This window comes from Enterobacter sp. JH25, assembly GCF_021725435.1.
Lineage (GTDB): Bacteria > Pseudomonadota > Gammaproteobacteria > Enterobacterales > Enterobacteriaceae > Enterobacter > Enterobacter intestinihominis.
This window is the reverse complement of the sequence record NZ_CP091319.1, coordinates 4,275,007-4,295,741: the sequence shown is the minus strand read 5'-3', so window position 1 is coordinate 4,295,741 and position 20,735 is coordinate 4,275,007. Positions and strand designations below refer to the sequence as shown.

Sequence of the window (20,735 nt, the reverse complement as noted above, 5' to 3'; positions counted from 1 at the left end):
CGCAGGGACGTTATCCGATCAGGCTCTCAGAAGAGGAGATCAGTTTCGGGTTTAGACAATTTTCGTAGTAGGCCTGGATTTCTGCCAGTCGCGTGCGGGAGCGCTGATAGCGGCGTACGGCCTGATAACCGTTCCAGATAATACACGCCAGCATCGCAATCAGCAGCAGGGATGTCCCTACATAGCGCCACAGGCCAGCGCTATCCGGCATACGGTGCAGGCCAATATGACGCGTGCCGTTGGCGTCGGTAAAGAGGGTGGTGACGATCCCTTCCGCGCTGAATGGCGTCTGCATCAGCATCTGCGCCAGACGCTGGAATTCGCTCCACTGCTCCTGGGCAGGATAGTCATACAGCGAAACCTGCGGATAGGGTTGATCCACCAGGTCGCTGCCTTCATCGCTGGCAATCACAAAACCGCCAGGCGCCGGGCTGTTAAGCGCCTGGGCGGCACGGGTGGTTTCACGCATCACGAAGGGGGCGGTAGAGGTCGCCACCAGGTTATCCAGCGACTCGGCGCTGACCGGACGCAAAAGCACATTCACACCATCGAGGCGTCCCGCTTCGGCGCGTTTCACCAGCGCGTCCCAGTCTTTGCTGTTGCCGAGGTTGACCAGCGCGTTCTTCAGCCGGATACAGTCATCCTGAGCTGAGCAGAGATCTTCTGTTTTCAGGACGATTTCGCCAAAGTCATCCAGCAGCACCATGCCGGACTTCTGAATGGCCGAACGCAGGGCAGGGCTGACGCGAGAATCATCATCCGGTTTTGGATGGAGCTGGCGATTAATCGTCTGGGTGAGCGCGGTGGCCTTATTGACCACATCCGATTCCGGAAGCGGCAGCGGAGAGGCGTCATTCCAGATGATCTGAGAGCAGTCGAACGGCGCGAACGGCGAGTTCTGGCGCGTGTTCCAGGCGCCCGGTGAGTGGATATTACACATCCCGGTGCCTTTCAGCCGCAACGTATCCCCCACGCGTACACCCGCTTCTTCGAGCTGCTGTACGCTGGTGGCTTCCACGGTTTGCGCCCCTTTGATCCATGACAGGGTAAATTTAATCGGCATATCCAGCGGCACGAAAAGCAGCAGCATGAGGAAGATTAACGCGGCGCCACCGGCAATCACCGCGCTGCGAAGCCAGTGCTGAAGCGGGAAGTTTTTCACTTCGTCGTGCAGGGATAAGTAACGTCCCTGGCGTACAACGTGGCGGTCGAGATAGATATCAATATCCGTTTTGTGGCCCAGGTCCTGCGCAATCCACGGCTGCCAGTGGCGCGGATAGATGAGATCGATGATCCCGAGCGAGATATTGTTGATATGTTCCTGATCGTTTTCGCCGAACAGTCCCCAGCGTTTTGGGGTTCCGCGCAGGCAGTGAATTTCGCGTAATGACGTTTTTGCCGGCGGGGCAAATATGCCACACAGCCCGGCGACCAGAAGCAGTACTGCGCCGCCCGCGAGCCACGGAACAAACACGTCCGGCGTCAGCAGGCAGATGAAAAAGAGCAGGAACGAGACGACAATCAGCACCGCTTCGCGAATGCCATCCGGGCGGCTCAGGACGTACTCTTCATGCGTTTCCTGGCGGATGTTGAGCAGTTCAATCTGCTCTGTCTCTTCACCACGAATAGAGGCCTGCGTTCCGCTCGCGCGTTCCAGCGCAAAGCGTGGCGCTTCCTGAACATATTCGCTCAGAGTATGACCATTAAGGGAGATAACCAGCGGCAGCGTATCGGTATGGATGAGCTCGACGCTGTTTTCGTCGTTGATATACTGCTCCCAGAAGGGAGGCAGGTGCACTTCAACAGAGTCGAGATAGTAACGCCATTTGTTGGGATCGTCGGTTGTGATGCCGTAGCGGGTAATGGAGCGCGTTACGCACAAAACGGTGTCGCTTTGTGCGTTAAGGTTGAGCGATACGGGGGCGGCGCTGGCGCCGGTAGGGCCAGGCGAAAGCCGGGATCGGTTCAGCGTGTCGAGATACTGCTCAACGGTGCTGCGTTCCTCTGGCGAAAGCTTGCGCGTGTTTGCCCCGGCAAACGCGTTCAAAAAGGGCAGCCGATAACGGCGATGTACGCGGCGCCTGAATACCCACACCGCAATCGACGCGCAGGCCAGCACAGCAGCGAGAAAAATCAAAATGGTGCTCATGCTTTCCCCATCTTACTTATCTTCTTACAGGTGTTGTCAGTCGCACCTTTTGTACAATGAATGAGATTCTGTGGTCGGCTATCGGCAAGTATGGAGTCTAACTTGAGCATGTTGACGCGCATCCCAGTGACCGGTAATGATAACAAAGCCTGTTCCGGCGCGATATCAGCAAATTCCTGGAAACTTTTCAACCTCTTGACATTTGTTTTGAAATGAGAATTGCCTACAGTTACGTTGCATAAATGTAAATAAAGAGCAATTGACATTGCCGAAACCGTGCGGCGTATCGCACAATAAAGCCAGTTCACCCAGCAAAGACCCGTCAAGATGACCAAACCCTTACAAAAGCCCACCATTCTGAATGTTGAAACCGTCGCAAAATCGCGTCTGTTTAATGTTGAAAGTGTGGATCTGGAGTTCAGCAACGGTGTGCGTCGTGTTTATGAGCGTATGCGCCCCTCCTCGCGTGAAGCGGTGATGATAGTGCCTATCGTCGACGAGCACCTGATCCTCATTCGTGAATACGCCGTGGGCACTGAATCCTACGAGCTGGGCTTCTCCAAAGGACTGATCGATCCGGGCGAAACGGTGTTTGAAGCGGCAAACCGGGAGCTGAAAGAAGAGGTCGGCTTTGGCGCGAAAGAGCTGACGTTCCTGAAAAAGCTGAGCATGGCGCCGTCCTATTTCTCCAGCAAAATGAACATTGTTGTCGCGGAAGATCTCTATCCTGAATCGCTGGAAGGAGACGAGCCGGAACCGCTGCCGCAGGTTCGCTGGCCGCTGGCTCATCTGATGGATTTGCTGGAAGATCCTGACTTTAACGAGGCACGCAACGTGAGCGCACTGTTCCTGGTGCGGGAGTGGCTGAAGGGGCAGGGGCGTTTGTAGCGCCACCATTAAAAACGGCAACCGATGGTTGCCGTTTTGCATTACGCTGTAGGCCGGGACAGGCGTCGCCACCGCCCGGCTTTTTTGTTGGCGTCAGAACAGTTCGTGCGTTTCGCCGTTATCAATGATTTCGGTACCCACCTCATGCACCGCCTGCGTGGTTGGCTGCGTACCCTCGATGAAATACTCGGCACGGCTGTTGCCGCCATTCGCGAGCTGTCCGGTGCTGCGGTCAATATTGATCGTGACAATGCCCGGTGGAGGCGTTAGCGGCTGCTCCGGCACGCCCTCGAGAGCGGCCTTCATGTAAGCATCCCAGGCCGGTTGCGCACTCTTAGCCCCACCCTCGTAACCGGAAATCTGATCTTTAATTGCGCCAGAAGCGGTTGTGCGTCCCAGAGTGCGGCGGTGATCGTCAAAACCAATCCAGACCGAGGTGACAACGCCCGGGCCATAACCTGAGAACCAGGCATCTTTTGAGCTGTTGGTTGTGCCTGTTTTGCCGCCGATATCGCGGCGCTGCAAATCGCGGCCCGCTCGCCAGCCGGTGCCTTGCCAGCCCGGTTCGCCAAAGATGTTGGTGTTCAGCGCGCTCTTAATCAGGAACGACAGCGGCGTGCTGATCACGTGCGGAGCATACTCCTGCGCGCCACTCTGGGCGACCAGCGCCTGATTGGCCTGTTCCAGCTGAGGCTGCGGCACCGCCAGATTCTGACGTTCCTGAGAGATGGCAACATCTTCCATATCCTTGTTTTCAAGGACATTGGATTTTGGCGTGTCGCCGTAAATCACCGGAATATCGCATTCAGGGCAGGCAATTTTCGGCTTCGCTTCAAACAGTACGCCGCCCTGATCGTTCTCGATTTTGCTGATGAAATACGGATCGACCAGGAAGCCGCCGTTTGCCATAACCGAGTAGCCACGCGCGACCTGGAGCGGTGTGAAGGACGCGGAGCCGAGCGCCAAAGATTCGGTATGAACGATGTTTTGCGCCGGGAAGCCGAAGCGTTGCAGATACTCTGCCGCATAATCAACGCCCATCGCACGCATCGCGCGAACCATGACCACGTTCTTCGACTGGCCAAGGCCCTGACGCAGACGGATAGGGCCAGCGTATTGCGCCGGAGAGTTCTTCGGCTGCCAGTCAGAGCCCGCACCGGCATCCCATCGGGAAATTGGCACGTCGTTGAGAATGCTGGCGAGCGTTAGCCCCTTGTCCATCGCCGCGGTATACAGGAACGGTTTGATGTTCGAACCGACCTGACGCAGCGCCTGGGTTGCGCGGTTAAATTTGCTCTGGTTGAAATCGAACCCGCCAACCAGCGCCATCACGGCACCGTTCTGCGGATTGATGGAGACCAGGGCAGAGTTGACGTCCGGCACCTGTGCCAGCCACCAGGCATCGCCTACCTGACGCACCCAGATTTGTTGTCCGGTTTGTACCACATCCGTCACTTTACGTGGAGTAGGCCCCTGAAGGGTGTCAGAACGGTACGGACGCGCCCAGCGGATACCCTCCATACGCAGCGAAACGGATGTACCATCGGCCATCATCGCCACCGCTTCCTGCGGATCGGCCTGGATGACCACCGCCGGACGCAGCGGGCCATAGGTCGGCAGCGCTTTCAGGGAATCAGTGATTTTTTTGCTGTCCCATGCGCCTTCGCCCACTCTCCACAGCACGTTGGACGGGCCGCGATAGCCGTGACGCATATCGTAATCCATCACGTTATTACGCACCGCCTGCTGGGCAGCCTGCTGCACCTTGCGGGTCACGGTGGTATAAACGCGATAGCCGTCTTCATATGCTTTGTCGCCGTAGCGGCGCACCATCTCCTGGCGAACCATTTCCGTCAGATACGGCGATGAGAAAGCAATTTCCGGTGCATGGTAATTGGCATCAATCACATCGCTGCGTGCCCGATCGTACTCATCCTGGCTGATGTAGCCTTCGCTCAACATACGCGATAGCACAACGTTACGGCGCGCGGTGGCGCGGTCCAGCGAGTAGAGCGGGTTAAACGTTGATGGCGCTTTTGGCAGGCCGGCAATGGTCGCCATTTCGCTCAGCGTGAGCTGATCGATCGACTTACCGAAATAGACCTGAGCCGCAGCCCCTACACCATAGGCGCGGTAGCCCAGATAGATCTTGTTGAGGTAAAGCTCAAGGATCTCGTCTTTGCTCAGCAGTTGCTCAATGCGGATCGCGAGGAACACTTCTTTGATCTTACGTATCAGCGTCTTTTCCGGGCTGAGGAAGAAGTTACGCGCCAGCTGCTGGGTAATGGTACTTGCCCCCTGAGAGGCATGACCGGAGAACAGCGCCACGCTTGCCGCACGGAAAATACCGACCGGATCGACACCGTGGTGCTCGTAAAAACGGCTATCCTCGGTGGCGATAAAAGCCTTCACCATCACGGGTGGAATTTGATTTAAGGTCAGTGGGATACGACGTTTCTCGCCGTATTGCGCCATCAGTTCACCATCGGCGCTATAGACCTGCATAGGGATCTGAAGCCGCACATCACGAAGTGTGGCGACATCAGGGAGTTGCGGCTCGACATATTTGTACAAACCAATAATCGAGCCTGCTCCCAGCAGAATGCAACAGACTGCAAGGATCAATAAATACTTTACGAACTTCACCGGAGATTTCCCATTTGGTTTAGCCTGGGCAGTTTCTAAACAATCGCGCGGTAGTATAAAGGCAAGCCTGATTCATTGATATAGCCGTCACTCCGACGGGCGATAAGGAGATCGTGAAGTATGGCTTTTAAAACGTGGCAAACAGGCGTTCATATTCAACAGGATAAGGTGATTGCCGTGGCGCTGACCAGAGAGCGGGCCGGCTGGCGTTTACGGCGCTGGTGGGCGGTGCCGCTGTCGGACGGGGTTATCGGTGAAGGCAAAATACTTAAGCCAGAACAACTGGTTAACGCATTACGTGGCTGGCGGAAAACATTGCCGCACTCGCATCGGGTATTTCTCTCATTTCCGGCAACGCGCGTTCTGCAACGCGCGTTGCCCCGTCCATCCGTTACCTTGCGTGACAGCGAACAGCTCACCTGGGTAGGCGCCGCATTAGCGCGTGAGCTGGAGATGCCTCCCGATACGCTCTGCTTTGACTACGCGCAGGATACGTTCAGCAACACTTTTCAGGTTACCGCCGCGCAAAACAGAGAGGTCGATACCCTGTTGTCGCTGGCGAAAGCGCTGCGTTTGCGCCTGGCCGCAATCGTCCCGGATGCCGGCGCACTGGCTAATCTTCTCTCTGCTGTTGCCCCCGTCCGGTGCGTAGCCTGGAGGGATAAACACCAGTGGCTGTGGGCGATGCGTCACCAGTGGGGGCGGCGCTACACCACAGAAGCGGCGACGGTGAATGAGCTGGCGGCGTTGCTTGCGCTTTCTCCTTCTGATATCGCCGTGTTTGATGCTGCCCGCGATCCGTGGGAAGCGGTGACGCTGTGTCAGCCGCCGTTGCCAGAATGTGGTGCTGATTACACCGTCGCCCTGGCGCTGGCCATGAGCGAGGCGCCGTAATGAGCATGCCCAATCTTTTACCCTGGCGTCGGCAGCAACGTAATCAGCGCCTGCGTTTTTGGGGGCTGCTGTTTACCGCCTCATTGTTGGTGATGCTGGCGGGAGGCGTCAGCCTTCGGGCGACGCAGACTCTCGCGTCACAGGCGTTGCAGAGCGATCTGGCGGGAACGCGTGCGGTGCAGAAGGTATTGAAAGCCCGTCAGCCGCAGTCTGCGGGGCTGGAACCCCCTTCGCAGCCGCCCGAGACGGTGGCATGGCAACCCGCGCTTGAATCCCTTGCCAGTGCAATGCCCCGGCAGGCGTGGCTGACGGCGCTGCGTTATCAGCCACCCTCGCTGATCCTGACGGGCTATACCACCTCACTCCCAACGCTCTCCGCCATGACCGATGCGCTGAAAAGGGTGACGGGGTTTAACCCCGGACCGGCAGGCGAATTGCAACAGGATAGCCAGGGGCGATGGATGTTCTCTTTTCAACTGCATAGCCGGAGGTAGCCAGTGGGCATCTGGTATCAACGCTGGACAGATGCACGTCCTTCCCGGCGCGTCCTTTGCTGGTTGATCGCGTCGGGGATCGTTGCGTTTGCGATTTGGGGAGCGCTGCTCAGACCCGCTGCTCTGTGCTACGCCGATATTCAGGTGCAGGCCAGCAGTGCGAAGCGAATCAACGCCTCGCTGTGGCCGAAGGCCGGGCGGCGACCTGTGGTTACGCAAGTGAAGCCGGTGCAGCCCTTTTCTCCGCTGGCATTTCAGCGTGAGGACGCAAGGCTGGTGTACTGGAAACCGCAGCAGAGTGGGGGAGAGCTGGCGCTGGATGCCTTGTGGGGCGCAGTTCCGGCGCTCTTTTCCCGGCTGGCGCTTGAGAACGTGCGGGTGAGCGCGTTTTCCATCACCCCACAGGGAAAACAGCTACGCCTTAGCCTGCAACTGGAGATAGGTCATGCGCAGTAAAACCCGTTTGCTGATCCTGCTTTCTCCGCTTTTCCTGACCGGGATGCGGGATCCCTTCTCCGTGCCGGAAGAACGTTGCGCAGCAGGGCAACTCAGCCAGTGGCGGTATCAGGGAGTCGTCAGCGGCAGCAGGGATATCGGCCTTATGCAGGACGGGCAGAACCGCTGGCACCGGGTAAAAACGCAGATGCGGTTACCGCCAGGCTGGCGGGTGAGTGCGATAGATACACAACAACTGACCGTTGATGTCGGCGAGATGTGCGAGCCGAAGCGATGGACATGGCAGCGAGAAGGAACGAAAAAAAGTGAAGATATGGATAGGGCTGTTACTGGCGGCACTCAGCCAGCCCCTGTGGGCCGCGACGCCAAAACCGGTCACCCTGCTGGTGGATGATGTCCCGGTGGTGCAGGTATTACAGGCGATGGTAGCGCAGGAGGATCGCAATCTGGTGGTGTCGCCGGATGTCAGCGGTTCGCTTTCGCTGAATCTAACGCGGGTGCCCTGGAGGCAGGCGCTTCAGACGGTAGTGAACAGTGCCGGGCTGGTATTGCGGGAAGAGGGCGGCATTTTTTATGTGCATACGGCGGCCTGGCAGCGGGAGCAACAGACGCGTAAAGAGCAGGAGCGGGCCCAGCGTCTGCTCGACGCTCCGCTGCTCTCTCACAGCATTCCGTTTGCTTATGCGGATGCGGCCGAATTGCAAAAAGCGGCGGAAAAGCTCTTAAGCCCGAAAGGCAGTCTCTCCGTCGACAAGCGCACCAACCGTCTCCTGGTCAGGGATAACAAGTCGGTGGTGGATATGCTCCAGCGCTGGGCAGCGCAGATGGATCTGCCCGTCGAGCAGGTAGAACTGGCGGCGCAGATTGTGACCATCAGTGAAAAATGCCTGCGTGAACTGGGGGTGAAATGGAACCTCGCTGACGCAACGGAGGCCGGTAAGGCGGGTCAGGTCACGACGTTGGGCGCTGACCTGTCGGTGGCCAGTGCAACCACACACGTTGGGTTTAATATCGGGCGCATCAACGGCAGGATGCTGGATCTTGAGTTGTCGGCGCTTGAGCAAAAGCAGCAGGTGGATATCATCGCCAGCCCGCGGCTACTGGCGTCACACATGCAGCCGGCCAGCATCAAGCAGGGCAGCGAAATCCCGTATCAGGTTTCCAGCGGCGAAAGCGGGGCGACCTCCGTTGAGTTTAAAGAGGCGGTATTAGGCATGGAGGTCACGCCGGTGGTGCTTCCGGGCGGCCGCGTTCGTCTGAAGCTGCATATCAGTGAAAATATGCCTGGCCAGGTGCTGCAACAGGCGGACGGCGAAACGCTGGCGATTGATAAGCAGGAGATCGAAACGCAGGTAGAGGTAAAAAGTGGGGAAACGCTCGCGCTGGGCGGGATCTTTTCGCAAAAGAATAAAACCGGACGCGACAGCGTGCCCGTGCTGGGCAACATTCCGTGGCTGGGTCAGTTGTTCCGCCATGACGGAAAAGATAACGAACGGCGCGAGTTAGTGGTGTTTATCACGCCACGTCTGGTCAGTATTCATTAATGGGTAACGATCCCCGCAATGATTTTGCATTCAGTTTGTTGCAGATGTTTGACGTGGGGCATGAATTAGCATACAAGGAGTACCGATTTGAGTTGGACTTACGTCTTATTTCCTTATGCGCCGGGAACGGTGATTTAATCAGTTGCCAAACAAGCCGGAGTATTGAGATAATTTTTCGTCTGACTCTCGCTCTATTGCAAATGAGGTTTCAGTTCATGTCCTGCTACGCCGGGTGTCTGCGCAGCGGGGATTACCATTAACGAATAGTCTTAGTAGTACCGAAAAAATGGCAGAGAAACGCAATATCTTTCTGGTTGGGCCTATGGGTGCCGGCAAAAGCACTATTGGGCGTCAGTTAGCTCAACAACTCAATATGGAATTTTACGATTCTGATCAAGAGATTGAGAAACGAACCGGAGCGGATGTGGGCTGGGTCTTCGACGTAGAAGGCGAAGAAGGTTTCCGTGACCGAGAAGAAAAAGTGATCAACGAACTCACGGAAAAACAGGGCATTGTGCTGGCAACAGGCGGCGGCTCTGTAAAATCTCGCGAAACCCGCAACCGTCTCTCCGCCCGTGGCGTAGTGGTCTATCTTGAGACGACCATCGAAAAACAGCTGGCACGCACGCAGCGTGATAAAAAGCGCCCGTTGTTGCAGGTTGAAACACCGCCACGTGAAGTTCTGGAAGCTTTGGCCGATGAACGCAATCCTCTGTACGAAGAGATTGCTGATGTGACCATTCGTACTGACGATCAAAGCGCTAAAGTGGTTGCAAACCAGATTATTCATATGCTGGAAAGCAACTGATTCTGGCTTTATATACACTCGCCTGCGGGTAAAAGCATTTAAGGTGGATGTCGCGTCATGGAGAGGATTACAGTTACTCTCGGGGAACGTAGTTACCCTATCACCATCGCGGCTGGTTTGTTTAACGATCCAGCTTCCTTCTTACCACTGAAAGCGGGTGATCAGGCGATGCTGGTCACCAACGAGACGCTGGCTCCGCTTTATCTCGACCGTGTACGCCACCTGCTTGAGCAGGCGGGCGTGAAGGTCGACAGTGTGATTCTGCCCGATGGCGAGCAGTACAAAAGCCTGACGGTACTGGATACCGTCTTTACCGCACTTCTGCAAAAACCGCACGGTCGTGATACAACACTGCTTGCCCTGGGCGGCGGCGTTGTGGGCGATCTGACCGGTTTTGCAGCCGCCAGCTACCAGCGCGGTGTGCGCTTTATTCAAATTCCAACCACGTTGCTCTCACAGGTCGATTCTTCTGTGGGCGGTAAAACGGCGGTTAACCATCCGCTCGGCAAAAACATGATTGGCGCGTTCTACCAGCCTGCATCGGTGGTGGTGGATCTCGACTGTCTGCAAACCTTGCCAGCGCGCGAACTGGCGTCCGGCCTTGCAGAAGTGATCAAATACGGCATTATTCTTGACGGTGAGTTCTTCACCTGGCTGGAAGAGAATATGGATGCGCTGCTGCGCCTCGATGGGCAGGCAATGGCCTACTGTATTCGCCGTTGCTGTGAGCTGAAAGCAGAAGTCGTTGCCGCAGATGAGCGTGAAACCGGCTTACGTGCTTTACTGAATCTGGGGCATACGTTTGGTCATGCGATCGAAGCCGAAATGGGCTACGGTAACTGGCTTCACGGTGAAGCTGTCGCTGCCGGAATGGTCATGGCGGCCCGTGCCTCTGAACGTCTGGGGCAGTTCAGGCCGGAAGAGACAGCACGTATCATCACGTTGCTTAAACGTGCTGGCTTGCCGGTGAGTGGTCCGCAGGAAATGTCTGCGCAGGCGTACCTTCCCCACATGATGCGCGATAAAAAAGTATTGGCAGGTGAGATGCGTCTGGTACTCCCGCTTGCAATAGGGAAAAGTGAAGTGCGCGGCGGAGTGCCGCACGAAGTCGTACTTGGCGCTATTGCTGATTGTCAGCAGGCGTAACAACTAGAAAGGTCAGGCTGCTGTAACAGGTGGTCGTTTTAGCTTCAGGTAAATGCAGAGTCGTTGGCAGAAGCCTTTGAGTGGGGTGTTAAATGGATGAATTCAAACCAGAAGACGAGCTGAAACCCGATCCCAGCGATCGTCGTACTGGTCGTTCTCGTCAATCTTCAGAACGTGATAACGAGCCGCAGATCAACTTTGACGATGTCGATCTGGATGCAGACGATCGTCGCCCTTCGCGTAGCCGTAATGCGCGAAATGAGCGTGAAGACGAGGAGTATGAATCCGAAGAAGAGTTAATGGATGAACAGCCTGTTGAACGTCGTCCGCGCAAACGTAAAAAAGCGGTAGCGGCAAAACCGGCCTCCCGTCAGTACATCATGATGGGCCTTGGCGTTTTGGTTCTGGTATTGCTGATTGTCGGCATTGGTTCCGCGCTAAAAGCACCTTCTACCCATTCTACCGAGCAGACAGCGTCTGCCGAGAAGAGCATCGACCTGTCTGGTAACGATGCGAGCAACCAGGCGAATGGCGCTCAGCCAGCGCCGGGCACCACTTCCGCAGAGCAGACCGCAGGTAACACCAGTGCCGGTCAGGATATCTCTCTGCCGCCCGTCTCTGCGACCCCAACTCAGGGCCAGGCGCCTGTTACGCCGGAGGGCCAGCAGCGTGTTGAAGTTCAGGGCGATCTGAATAACGCGCTGACGCAGCCGCAGAATCAGGAGCAGGTTAACGCTGCCGTGGTGAACTCCACGCTGCCTACTGAACCTGCCACCGTTGCGCCAGTTCATGGCAGCAATGCCCAGCAGCAAACGGCGGCAACGGAAACCAAACCGCGCCATACCCAGACTGCGCCGCGTCAGGAGCGTAAGCAGGCTGTGATTGAGCCGAAGCGTGAGACGAAACCGCAGACCGTGGCAAAAGCGCCAGAAACGAAAGCGCCAGCGCAGACAAAACCTGCGGTGAGCCAACCGGTTAAAGCGCCAACGCCTGCGGCAACCGCTGCACCTAAAGCAACGGCGACCACAACCGCGCCTGCTGCAACTGCGGCACCGGCTGCTACGCCAACCGCTAGCGCATCCAGCACCGCGGCAGGTAAAACGACGGGTAACGTGGGTTCTCTGAAATCCGCATCATCCAGCAACTACACGTTGCAGCTGAGCAGTTCGTCTAACTACGACAACCTCAACGCCTGGGCGAAGAAATCGAATCTGAAAAACTATGTGGTTTATCAGACGACCCGTAACGGACAGCCTTGGTACGTTCTGGTAAGCGGAGTTTATGCCTCAAAAGATGAAGCAAAACGAGCCGTCTCCACGCTGCCTGCCGATGTGCAGGCGAAAAACCCGTGGGCGAAGCCAATTCATCAGGTGCAGGCCGATCTGAAGTAATGTTTAAAGCGCAGGATGCTGTCGGAGCTTTCTCCACAGCCGGAGAAGGTGTAATCAGTTAGTCAGCATGAAAAAAAATCGCGCTTTTCTTAAATGGGCAGGGGGGAAATACCCCCTGCTCGACGATATTAAAAAGCACCTGCCGAAAGGCGAGTGTCTTATCGAGCCCTTCGTGGGTGCTGGATCGGTATTCCTGAATACCGATTTTTCTCGTTATATCCTGGCGGATATTAACAGCGACCTTATCAGCCTCTATAACATCGTCAAACTGCGTACCGATGAGTATGTGGAAGAGGCGCGGAAGCTGTTTACGCCAGAGAACAACAACCCGGACATTTACTATCAGTTCCGCGCTGAGTTTAATCAGAGCCAGGACCCGTTCCGTCGCGCGCTGTTGTTTCTTTATCTCAACCGCCATGGCTACAACGGTCTGTGCCGGTATAATCTGCGTGGCGAGTTTAACGTGCCGTTTGGCCGCTATAAGCGTCCCTATTTCCCGCAGGACGAGCTGTATCACTTTGCTGAAAAAGCGCAGAATGCCGAGTTCTACTGTCTCTCCTATGAAGAGTGCATGGAGCTGGCGGGCGTAAACTCGGTGGTCTACTGCGACCCGCCTTACGCGCCGCTGTCTGCCACGGCAAATTTCACCGCCTACCACACCAACAGCTTCAGCCCGGCCGAGCAGGCGCGTCTGGCTGAGATGGCGGAAAAGCTGGTCAGCAAAAGAATTCCGGTGTTAATTTCGAATCACGACACGCCTGATACGCGCGAATGGTACAAAGCCGCGAAGCATTTTCAGGTAAAAGTGCGGCGTAGCATTAGCAGCAACGGCGGCACACGTAAAAAGGTGGACGAACTTCTGGCGCTTTATCGACCCTGAGCCTTTGCCCGCCGGTAAACACATTTCAAGGAGATGCGGATGAAACAGTTTTTGATTGCCCCCTCAATTCTGTCGGCCGATTTTGCCCGCCTGGGTGAAGACACTGCCAAAGCTCTCGCGGCTGGCGCAGATGTCGTCCATTTCGACGTTATGGATAACCACTACGTTCCCAACCTGACCATCGGTCCGATGGTGCTTAAAGCGCTGCGTAACTACGGGATCACCGCGCCCATTGACGTGCATCTGATGGTGAAACCGGTTGATCGCATCGTGCCTGATTTCGCCGCGGCGGGTGCCAGCATCATCACTTTCCACCCGGAAGCCTCCGAACACGTTGACCGCACGCTACAGCTGATCAAAGAGAACGGCTGTAAGGCGGGGCTGGTCTTTAACCCGGCGACCCCGCTGAGCTATCTCGACTACGTGATGGACAAGCTGGACGTGATCCTGCTGATGTCCGTCAACCCGGGCTTTGGCGGCCAGTCGTTTATTCCTCAGACGCTCGACAAGTTGCGTGAAGTGCGCCGCCGCATTGATGAGTCTGGCTATGATATTCGTCTGGAAGTGGACGGCGGCGTGAAGGTCAATAACATCGGTGAGATTGCGGCGGCAGGGGCGGATATGTTCGTCGCAGGCTCCGCCATCTTCGATCAACCGGATTACAAAAAAGTCATTGATGAAATGCGCCGTGAACTGGCGAAGGTAAGTCATGGATAAATTGCAGGCTATTCGGGGGGTAGCATTTGACCTCGACGGCACGCTGGTCGACAGCGCGCCAGGATTAACCCGCGCCGTCGATCAGGCGCTGTATGCCCTTGAACTCCCCGTTGCGGGCGAAGAGCGCGTCGTGAGGTGGATTGGTAACGGTGCAGACGTGCTGATGGAGCGCGCGCTGACCTGGGCTCGTCAGGAACGTGCCTCTCAGCGTTCTGCGCAAGGGAAACCGAGTGTTGACCACGCGGATATTCCCCAGGATGAGCAGCAGCGTATTCTGCGCAAACTGTTCGACCGTTTCTACGAAGAGACCGTCGAAGAGGGCAGCTTCCTGTTCCCGGATGTCGCTGAAACGCTGAGCGCGCTACATGCGAAAGGCATCCCGCTGGGGCTGGTGACCAACAAGCCAACACCGTTCGTTGCGCCTCTGCTGGAAGCGCTGGATATCGCGAAATACTTCTCCGTAATTGTGGGCGGCGATGACGTGCAGAATAAAAAGCCGCATCCGGAACCGCTATTGCTGGTGGCAGGAAAATTATCCTTAGCGCCTGCGGAGCTGCTCTTTGTCGGGGATTCCCGCAATGATATTCTGGCTGCCAGAGCGGCAGGTTGCCCGTCTGTTGGTTTGACCTACGGCTACAACTACGGTGAAGCCATTACGCTGAGTGAGCCGGACGTTGTGTTCGACCACTTCAAAGATTTGTTGCCCGCACTCGGGCTCTCGCACAGTGAACATCAGGAATTGAATAATGACTAAGCCCATCGTTTTTAGTGGCGCACAGCCTTCAGGTGAACTGACCATTGGTAACTACATGGGTGCGTTACGTCAGTGGGTGAGCATGCAGGATGACTACCACTGCATTTACTGCATCGTGGATTTGCATGCTATCACCGCGCGTCAGGATCCCGAGAAGCTGCGCAAGGCGACGCTCGATACGCTGGCGCTGTACCTGGCGTGCGGTATCGATCCCGAGAAGAGCACCATTTTTGTTCAGTCTCACGTGCCAGAGCACGCGCAGCTGGGCTGGGCGCTGAACTGCTACACCTATTTCGGCGAGCTGAGCCGCATGACCCAGTTCAAGGATAAATCTGCGCGCTACTCTGAAAACATCAACGCCGGTCTGTTTGATTATCCGGTGCTGATGGCGGCAGATATTCTGCTGTACCAGACCAACCAGGTACCAGTGGGCGAAGATCAGAAGCAGCACCTGGAGCTGAGCCGCGATATCGCCCAGCGCTTCAATGCGCTTTACGGCGACGTGTTCAAAGTGCCTGAGCCGTTTATTCCGAAATCCGGCGCGCGCGTGATGTCGCTGCTGGAGCCGACCAAAAAGATGTCCAAGTCTGACGATAACCGCAACAACGTTATCGGCCTGCTGGAAGATCCAAAATCGGTGGTGAAAAAGCTCAAGCGTGCGGTGACCGACTCCGACGAGCCGCCAGTGGTGCGCTACGACGTGCAGAACAAAGCGGGCGTATCCAACCTGCTGGACATTCTCTCCGGTGTGACCGGACAGAGCATCCCTGAGCTGGAAAAACACTTTGAAGGCAAAATGTACGGCCACCTGAAAGGCGAAGTGGCAGACGCCGTTTCCGGCATGCTGACCGAGTTGCAGGAGCGCTATCACCGTTACCGTAACGACGAAGCTTTCCTGCAAAAAGTGATGAAAGAGGGCGCGGAAAAAGCCAGCGCGCGCGCCTCCGAAACCCTGAAAGCGGTGTACGACGCGATTGGGTTTGTGGCGAAACCTTAAGCCGCTTTGCCGGGTGGCGCTTACGCTTACCCGGCCTACGGGACCGTGTAGGTCGGGTAAGGCGGAGCCGCCACCCGACAAAACTGACGAAAAAAAACCGGGAAATCCCCGGTTTTTTTACGCCTGAAAAACGCTTACTGCTGTGCCGCCGGGCCGCAACCGCCAATGATCTTCGAAATGGAGATCGCCGGGTGAAGCAGGTAATCGTAGCTGCAATTATTTTTAGTATTTTGAACGTGACCGGTGCAGGCCGTCAGAGTTGTTAACAGGCCGACCAGAACGGCAGCTTTTGCCAGTTTGAACATACGCATTCCTTGTCAATAAAATCAAAAAATTGGATGTAACACGAGGGAATAAATGGAAAAGTTCCATTACGCGGGCGGTATGTTATCGACTGAGGTAAGAAGGGAGTAGTCCGCTTCAAGACTACTCCCGGGAGAGAGATTGTGCGTTAGTGGCTGGAGAACCAGTTCAGTTTTTCACGCAGTGCTACCACGCGGCCCACCACGATCAGCGCCGGGCTTTCAACCTGCTGCGCCAGCTCGCCCAGCTGCGTCAGTACGCCATCGACCACGCGCTGCGTAATGGCGGTACCGTTTTCTACCAGTGCGACCGGCATATCTGCTTCCATGCCGTGCTCCAGCAGTTTCGCCTGAATCGTGGCTGCCTGATTTAGCCCCATATAGAAGACCAACGTCTGCTTTTCAGCGGCCAGATTATGCCAGTCCAGTTCGCTGCCGGTTTTCAGGTGGCCTGTCACCAGGCGCACGCTCTGGGCATAGTCGCGATGGGTTAACGGAATGCCGGAATAGGCAGAACAGCCGGATGCCGCCGTAATGCCCGGCACCACGGAGAACGGAATGCCCGCGTTGCAGAGAGTTTCCAGCTCCTCGCCGCCGCGACCAAAGATAAACGGATCGCCCCCTTTCAAACGCACCACGCGCTTACCTTTTTGCGCTTCCCGCAGCAGGATCTGGTTGATCTCCTCCTGCGGTACGCAGTGATAACCTGCCCGTTTGCCGACGAATACGCGGTCAGCATCGCGGCGCACCAGATTCATGATGTCATCAGAGACCAAACGGTCATACACCACGATGTCCGCCTGCTGGATCTGCTGGAGACCCTTCAGCGTCAGCAAGCCCGCATCGCCGGGACCTGCGCCCACCAGTACCACTTCACCGCGATGATCCAGCGGTTCAGAGAGGAGTTGCTCGGTCGTCTCTTCAACCGCTTTGGCGTCCTGATTGGCCAGCGACTGCGCCAGCCTGTCGTTGACAAAGAACTTCTCCCAGAAGCGACGGCGTTCGCCCACGGTTGCGAAGGTTTGCTTCACGCGGGAACGCAGCTGCCCGGCGTAATGGGCAATCTGACCAAGGTGTTGAGGCAGCACGGCTTCCAGTTTTTCCCGCAGCAGACGGGCAAGAACGGGCGAGCGGCCACCGGACGACACCGCAATCATCAGCGGCGAGCGGTCGATAATGGATGGCATGATAAAGCTCGCCTCTTTCGGCGCATCCACCACGTTACAGAAGATGCGGCGCGCTTCGCAGGCGTCGCTGACGCGCTGGTTAACGTCATCGTTATCCGTTGCGGCGATGGTCAGCCAGCAGGTATCCAGCAGGGATTCATCAAATTCGCCCTGCACCTGCGTGAGCATCCCTTCCTGCGCCCAGACGTCAAACTGTGGGGCGAAGGTGAGGGCGTTAACGGTCAGTCTGGCGCCCGCCTCTAACAGCAGGCGCGCCTTGCGTTCAGCCACATCGCCGCCGCCCACGAGCAGGCAGTCGCGGTTGCGTAATTGACAAAAAATCGGCAGGTGATCCACGACGTTACCTCACAGCATTCATGGCGGGGGAAGAATTGACGTCAGGATAACAGCAGGAATCGTACAGAACATACGGTTTTTCCTGCCGTTACCCATAAGGGGTCATAAGCCTTTCCTATTGAAAAGGCGAGGGGTTACGCTTTCAGCTGCACCTCGCCGTCCTTCACGCGGACGTCGTAGTGTTTGACCGAGAAGCTTTCATCTTCCATGCAGCGCCCGTCGGTTAAGCGGAAGCGCTGCTTTTTCAGCGGGCTGGCAACCCACAGTTCGCCCTGGTGCTCCGCAATCAGACCGCGGGAGAGCACGCTGGCCTCGAAGAACGGGTCGATATTGCTGATGGCAAAGACCTGTTCATCGTGGCGAGGGCGGAAAATCGCTACCTGCTCGTTGCCCAGCAGGGCACAGACGCCGGTTGCTGGCAGAATGTCGTTAATGTTGCAGATGTTTACCCACTGGCTCATGCGTTTTCCTCCACCAGCATCACCGGAATACGTTCATACGGGGTCGCTGGACGATGCTGTTCACGCTCCGGCACCACCTGCACGTTCGGGTCGCGCTGGGTGCTGTTGATAAAGTGTTTGAAGCGCGTCTGCGCCGCTGGCGTGTTCACGGTTTCGGTCCACTCGCAGATTACCGCCTCGCGCAGGCGAGTCATCTCGGATTCCAGCTGTTCATTCAGGCCCAGCTTGTCGTCGATAATGACTGACTTCAGGTAGTCGATGCCGCCTTCGAGATTATCCAGCCAGGACGCGGTACGGGTCAGCTTATCGGCGGTACGAATGTAGAACATCATGAAGCGGTCGAGGTATTTGATCAGCGTATCGCGATCGAGATCGGCAGCCAGCAGATCGGCGTGGCGAGGTTTCATCCCGCCGTTACCGCACACGTACAGGTTCCAGCCTTTCTCGGTGGCGATAATACCCACGTCTTTACCCTGTGCTTCCGCACATTCACGGGTACACCCTGAGACGCCGAACTTCATTTTGTGCGGCGTACGGATACCTTTGTAGCGGTTTTCCAGCTCGACGCCGAAGCCCACGCTGTCGCCCACGCCGTAGCGGCACCAGGTGCTGCCCACGCAGGTTTTCGCCATGCGCAGCGCCTTGGCGTACGCGTGACCGGTTTCGAAGCCCGCCTCAATCAGCTGACGCCAGATTTCCGGCAGATCATCTTTCTGTGCACCAAACAGGCCGATACGCTGGGAACCGGTGATTTTGGTGTACAGATTAAACTCACGGGCGATACGGCCCACGGCGACCAGCCCTTCAGGGGTAATTTCTCCCCCGGCAGAACGCGGGATCACCGAGTAAGTCCCGTCTTTCTGAATATTGGCCAGGAAGTTATCGTTGGTGTCCTGAAGCGGAGTGTGTTCTGGTTTGAGCACATATTCGTTCCAGCAGGACGCAAGCAGGGAACCGACGGTAGGCTTACATACTTCACAGCCATAGCCCTGGCCGTGTTTCTCCAGCAGTTCGTCGAAGGACTTAATGCCTTCCACGCGGATCAGGTGGTACAGCTCCTGGCGAGAGTAAGCGAAGTGCTCGCACAGGTTGTTGTTCACTTCAATGCCCTGTTTTGCCAGCTCGGCGTTCAGCACCTGGGTGACCAGCGGGATACAGCCGCCGCAGCCGGTCCCGGCTTTGGTTTCCGCCTTCAGCGCCGCAACGGTGTGGCAGCCTTTGTTAATGGCGGAGATCAGCATGCCTTTGGTGACGTCGAAGCAGGAGCAGATTTGCGCGCTGTCCGGCAGTTTATCCACGCCAATGGACGGCTTACCGCTGGAGGCGTGCGCCGGGAGGATCAGCGCATCCGGGTTTTCCGGCAGCTCAATGGCGTTCAGCACCAGCTGGAGCAGGTTGCCGAAGTCGCTGGTGTCGCCCACCAGCACCGCCCCGAGCAGGGTTTTGTTGTCCTGGCTGACGATAAGACGTTTGTAGACTTCTTTGCTTTCGTCCAGATAAACATAGCTGCGGGAGTTCGGGGTGCGACCATGCGCATCGCCAATACCGCCCACGTCCACGCCCAGCAGCTTCAGCTTCGCGCTCATGTCTGCGCCGGTGAAGGCGTTTTCGCTGCCGAGGATATGGTCAACGGCGACCTGCGCCATTTTGTACCCAGGTGCAACCAGACCGTATACGCGGTTATTCCAGCTGGCGCATTCGCCGATGGCGTAGATGTCCGGATCGGAGGTCTGGCAGGTGTCGTTGATCATGATCCCGCCGCGCTGCGCAACGGCCAGACCGCACTGAGTAGCCAGCTTGTCGCGCGGGCGAATGCCGGTGGAGAAGACGATGAAATCCACTTCCAGCTCGCTGCCGTCGGCAAAGCGCATGGTTTTACGCGCTTCAGTGCCTTCCTGCACGATCTCTTTGGTGTTCTTGCTGGTGTGAACCTTCACGCCCATGCTTTCGATTTTACGGCGTAACTGGTCGCCACCCATATGGTCCAGCTGCTCCGCCATCAGCATCGGGGCAAATTCGATGACGTGGGTTTCAACGCCGAGGTTTTTCAGTGCGCCTGCCGCTTCCAGACCCAGCAGACCACCGCCGACAACCGCGCCACGTTTGCTTCGACGTGCGCAGGATTCAATGGCGTTGAGGTCTTCAATGGTACGGTAAACGAAGCAATCCTGGGTTTCCGAACCTTTAATCGGCGGGATCCACGGATACGAGCCTGTCGCCATGATCAGCTTATCGTAAAAAACCGTGCGTCCGGCGCTGGAGTGGATCACTTTCTCCTGACGGTTGATGGTGATAGCGCGTTCGCCCACCAGCACTTTTACGCCATGCTTCTCGTAGAAACCTTCGCGCACCAGAGAGAGTTCTTCGGCGGTATGGTGAGAGAAGTAGGAAGACAAGTGCACACGGTCGTACGCCTTGCGGGGTTCTTCACAGAACACGGTAATATCGAACTGGTTAGCATCGGCTTTATCGAGAAGATCCTCAATAAAGCGGTGGCCGACCATGCCGTTACCGATGATAGCGAGTCTGACTTTGCTCATTTTTGCCTCGATTTCTTTTCTATTACTGCCTACCTTAACGATTCAGCAGGGGCACTTATTGATGCAAATCAAATACGCCTTCACCTACCCCTTAGGGGGTATATCTATGATTTGTCAGGATTTTTATAAGTGACGGATATTGTTT

19 protein-coding genes are annotated in these 20,735 nt (G+C 56.5%); 13 read left to right on the top strand and 6 right to left on the bottom strand.

Annotation, left to right across the window (positions count from 1 at the left end; all coding sequences use genetic code 11):
• Positions 1-10 precede the first annotated feature (10 nt).
• Positions 11-2,149, bottom strand: coding sequence for an intracellular growth attenuator family protein (locus L2Y28_RS20750; RefSeq protein ID WP_022649628.1), 2,139 nt, complete (start codon positions 2,147-2,149; stop codon positions 11-13).
• Positions 2,150-2,476: 327 nt separating this feature from the next.
• Here L2Y28_RS20750 and nudE point away from each other — a divergent pair, with 327 nt between their 5' ends.
• Positions 2,477-3,037, top strand: coding sequence for an ADP compounds hydrolase NudE (gene nudE, locus L2Y28_RS20745; protein ID WP_003861622.1), 561 nt, complete (start codon positions 2,477-2,479; stop codon positions 3,035-3,037).
• 93 nt (positions 3,038-3,130) lie between these two features.
• Here the strand turns inward: nudE and mrcA are convergent, their stop codons facing one another.
• Positions 3,131-5,683, bottom strand: coding sequence for a peptidoglycan glycosyltransferase/peptidoglycan DD-transpeptidase MrcA (gene mrcA, locus L2Y28_RS20740; RefSeq protein WP_022649627.1), 2,553 nt, complete (start codon positions 5,681-5,683; stop codon positions 3,131-3,133).
• 120 nt (positions 5,684-5,803) lie between these two features.
• Here mrcA and pilM point away from each other — a divergent pair, with 120 nt between their 5' ends.
• The 12 genes from pilM to trpS all read left to right on the top strand — a co-directional run bounded on the left by pilM (position 5,804) and on the right by trpS (position 15,764).
• On the top strand, positions 5,804-6,577 hold the full coding sequence (gene pilM / locus L2Y28_RS20735) for a pilus assembly protein PilM (RefSeq protein ID WP_022649626.1): 774 nt from the start codon (positions 5,804-5,806) through the stop codon (positions 6,575-6,577).
• Positions 6,577-7,071 (top strand): PilN domain-containing protein, encoded by a 495-nt coding sequence (locus tag L2Y28_RS20730; protein ID WP_022649625.1) that lies wholly within the window; start codon positions 6,577-6,579, stop codon positions 7,069-7,071. The genes pilM and L2Y28_RS20730 overlap by 1 nt, the downstream gene beginning before the upstream one ends.
• A 3-nt stretch (positions 7,072-7,074) precedes the next feature.
• Positions 7,075-7,527 (top strand): hypothetical protein, encoded by a 453-nt coding sequence (locus tag L2Y28_RS20725; RefSeq protein WP_022649624.1) that lies wholly within the window; start codon positions 7,075-7,077, stop codon positions 7,525-7,527.
• Positions 7,517-7,921: a HofP DNA utilization family protein gene (locus tag L2Y28_RS20720; protein ID WP_032621951.1), complete on the top strand. Its 405-nt coding sequence runs from the start codon at positions 7,517-7,519 to the stop codon at positions 7,919-7,921. The genes L2Y28_RS20725 and L2Y28_RS20720 overlap by 11 nt, the downstream gene beginning before the upstream one ends.
• Positions 7,833-9,071 carry a DNA uptake porin HofQ gene (gene hofQ / locus L2Y28_RS20715; protein WP_022649623.1) on the top strand — a complete coding sequence of 413 codons (1,239 nt, stop codon included), beginning with the start codon at positions 7,833-7,835 and terminating at the stop codon, positions 9,069-9,071. The genes L2Y28_RS20720 and hofQ overlap by 89 nt, the downstream gene beginning before the upstream one ends.
• A gap of 286 nt (positions 9,072-9,357) precedes the next feature.
• Entirely contained in the window at positions 9,358-9,879 is a 522-nt protein-coding gene (gene aroK / locus L2Y28_RS20710) for a shikimate kinase AroK (RefSeq protein ID WP_003861630.1), read from the top strand.
• 57 nt (positions 9,880-9,936) lie between these two features.
• Entirely contained in the window at positions 9,937-11,025 is a 1,089-nt protein-coding gene (aroB, locus tag L2Y28_RS20705) for a 3-dehydroquinate synthase (protein WP_022649622.1), read from the top strand.
• Between the two features lie 92 nt (positions 11,026-11,117).
• Complete coding sequence (gene damX, locus L2Y28_RS20700) at positions 11,118-12,416, top strand: cell division protein DamX (RefSeq protein WP_022649621.1); 1,299 nt, start codon at positions 11,118-11,120, stop codon at positions 12,414-12,416.
• A gap of 67 nt (positions 12,417-12,483) precedes the next feature.
• Positions 12,484-13,296 carry an adenine-specific DNA-methyltransferase gene (dam, locus tag L2Y28_RS20695; RefSeq protein WP_022649620.1) on the top strand — a complete coding sequence of 271 codons (813 nt, stop codon included), beginning with the start codon at positions 12,484-12,486 and terminating at the stop codon, positions 13,294-13,296.
• Between the two features lie 39 nt (positions 13,297-13,335).
• Complete coding sequence (rpe, locus tag L2Y28_RS20690) at positions 13,336-14,013, top strand: ribulose-phosphate 3-epimerase (protein WP_003861634.1); 678 nt, start codon at positions 13,336-13,338, stop codon at positions 14,011-14,013.
• Positions 14,006-14,767: a phosphoglycolate phosphatase gene (gph, locus tag L2Y28_RS20685; protein WP_022649619.1), complete on the top strand. Its 762-nt coding sequence runs from the start codon at positions 14,006-14,008 to the stop codon at positions 14,765-14,767. The genes rpe and gph overlap by 8 nt, the downstream gene beginning before the upstream one ends.
• Positions 14,760-15,764: a tryptophan--tRNA ligase gene (gene trpS / locus L2Y28_RS20680; protein ID WP_015571430.1), complete on the top strand. Its 1,005-nt coding sequence runs from the start codon at positions 14,760-14,762 to the stop codon at positions 15,762-15,764. Before gph ends, trpS begins: the two co-directional genes overlap by 8 nt.
• A gap of 134 nt (positions 15,765-15,898) precedes the next feature.
• Here the strand turns inward: trpS and L2Y28_RS20675 are convergent, their stop codons facing one another.
• From L2Y28_RS20675 to nirB, 4 genes are all read right to left on the bottom strand, one after another.
• Positions 15,899-16,069 carry a YhfL family protein gene (locus tag L2Y28_RS20675; protein WP_003861638.1) on the bottom strand — a complete coding sequence of 57 codons (171 nt, stop codon included), beginning with the start codon at positions 16,067-16,069 and terminating at the stop codon, positions 15,899-15,901.
• A 146-nt stretch (positions 16,070-16,215) separates the two neighbouring features.
• Positions 16,216-17,589, bottom strand: a complete 1,374-nt coding sequence (gene cysG, locus L2Y28_RS20670) for a siroheme synthase CysG (protein WP_022649618.1) — start codon at positions 17,587-17,589, stop codon at positions 16,216-16,218.
• A gap of 134 nt (positions 17,590-17,723) precedes the next feature.
• Positions 17,724-18,050 carry a nitrite reductase small subunit NirD gene (gene nirD, locus L2Y28_RS20665; RefSeq protein WP_022649617.1) on the bottom strand — a complete coding sequence of 109 codons (327 nt, stop codon included), beginning with the start codon at positions 18,048-18,050 and terminating at the stop codon, positions 17,724-17,726.
• Complete coding sequence (gene nirB / locus L2Y28_RS20660; RefSeq protein WP_022649616.1) at positions 18,047-20,590, bottom strand: nitrite reductase large subunit NirB; 2,544 nt, start codon at positions 20,588-20,590, stop codon at positions 18,047-18,049. The genes nirD and nirB overlap by 4 nt, the downstream gene beginning before the upstream one ends.
• Positions 20,591-20,735 lie beyond the last annotated feature (145 nt).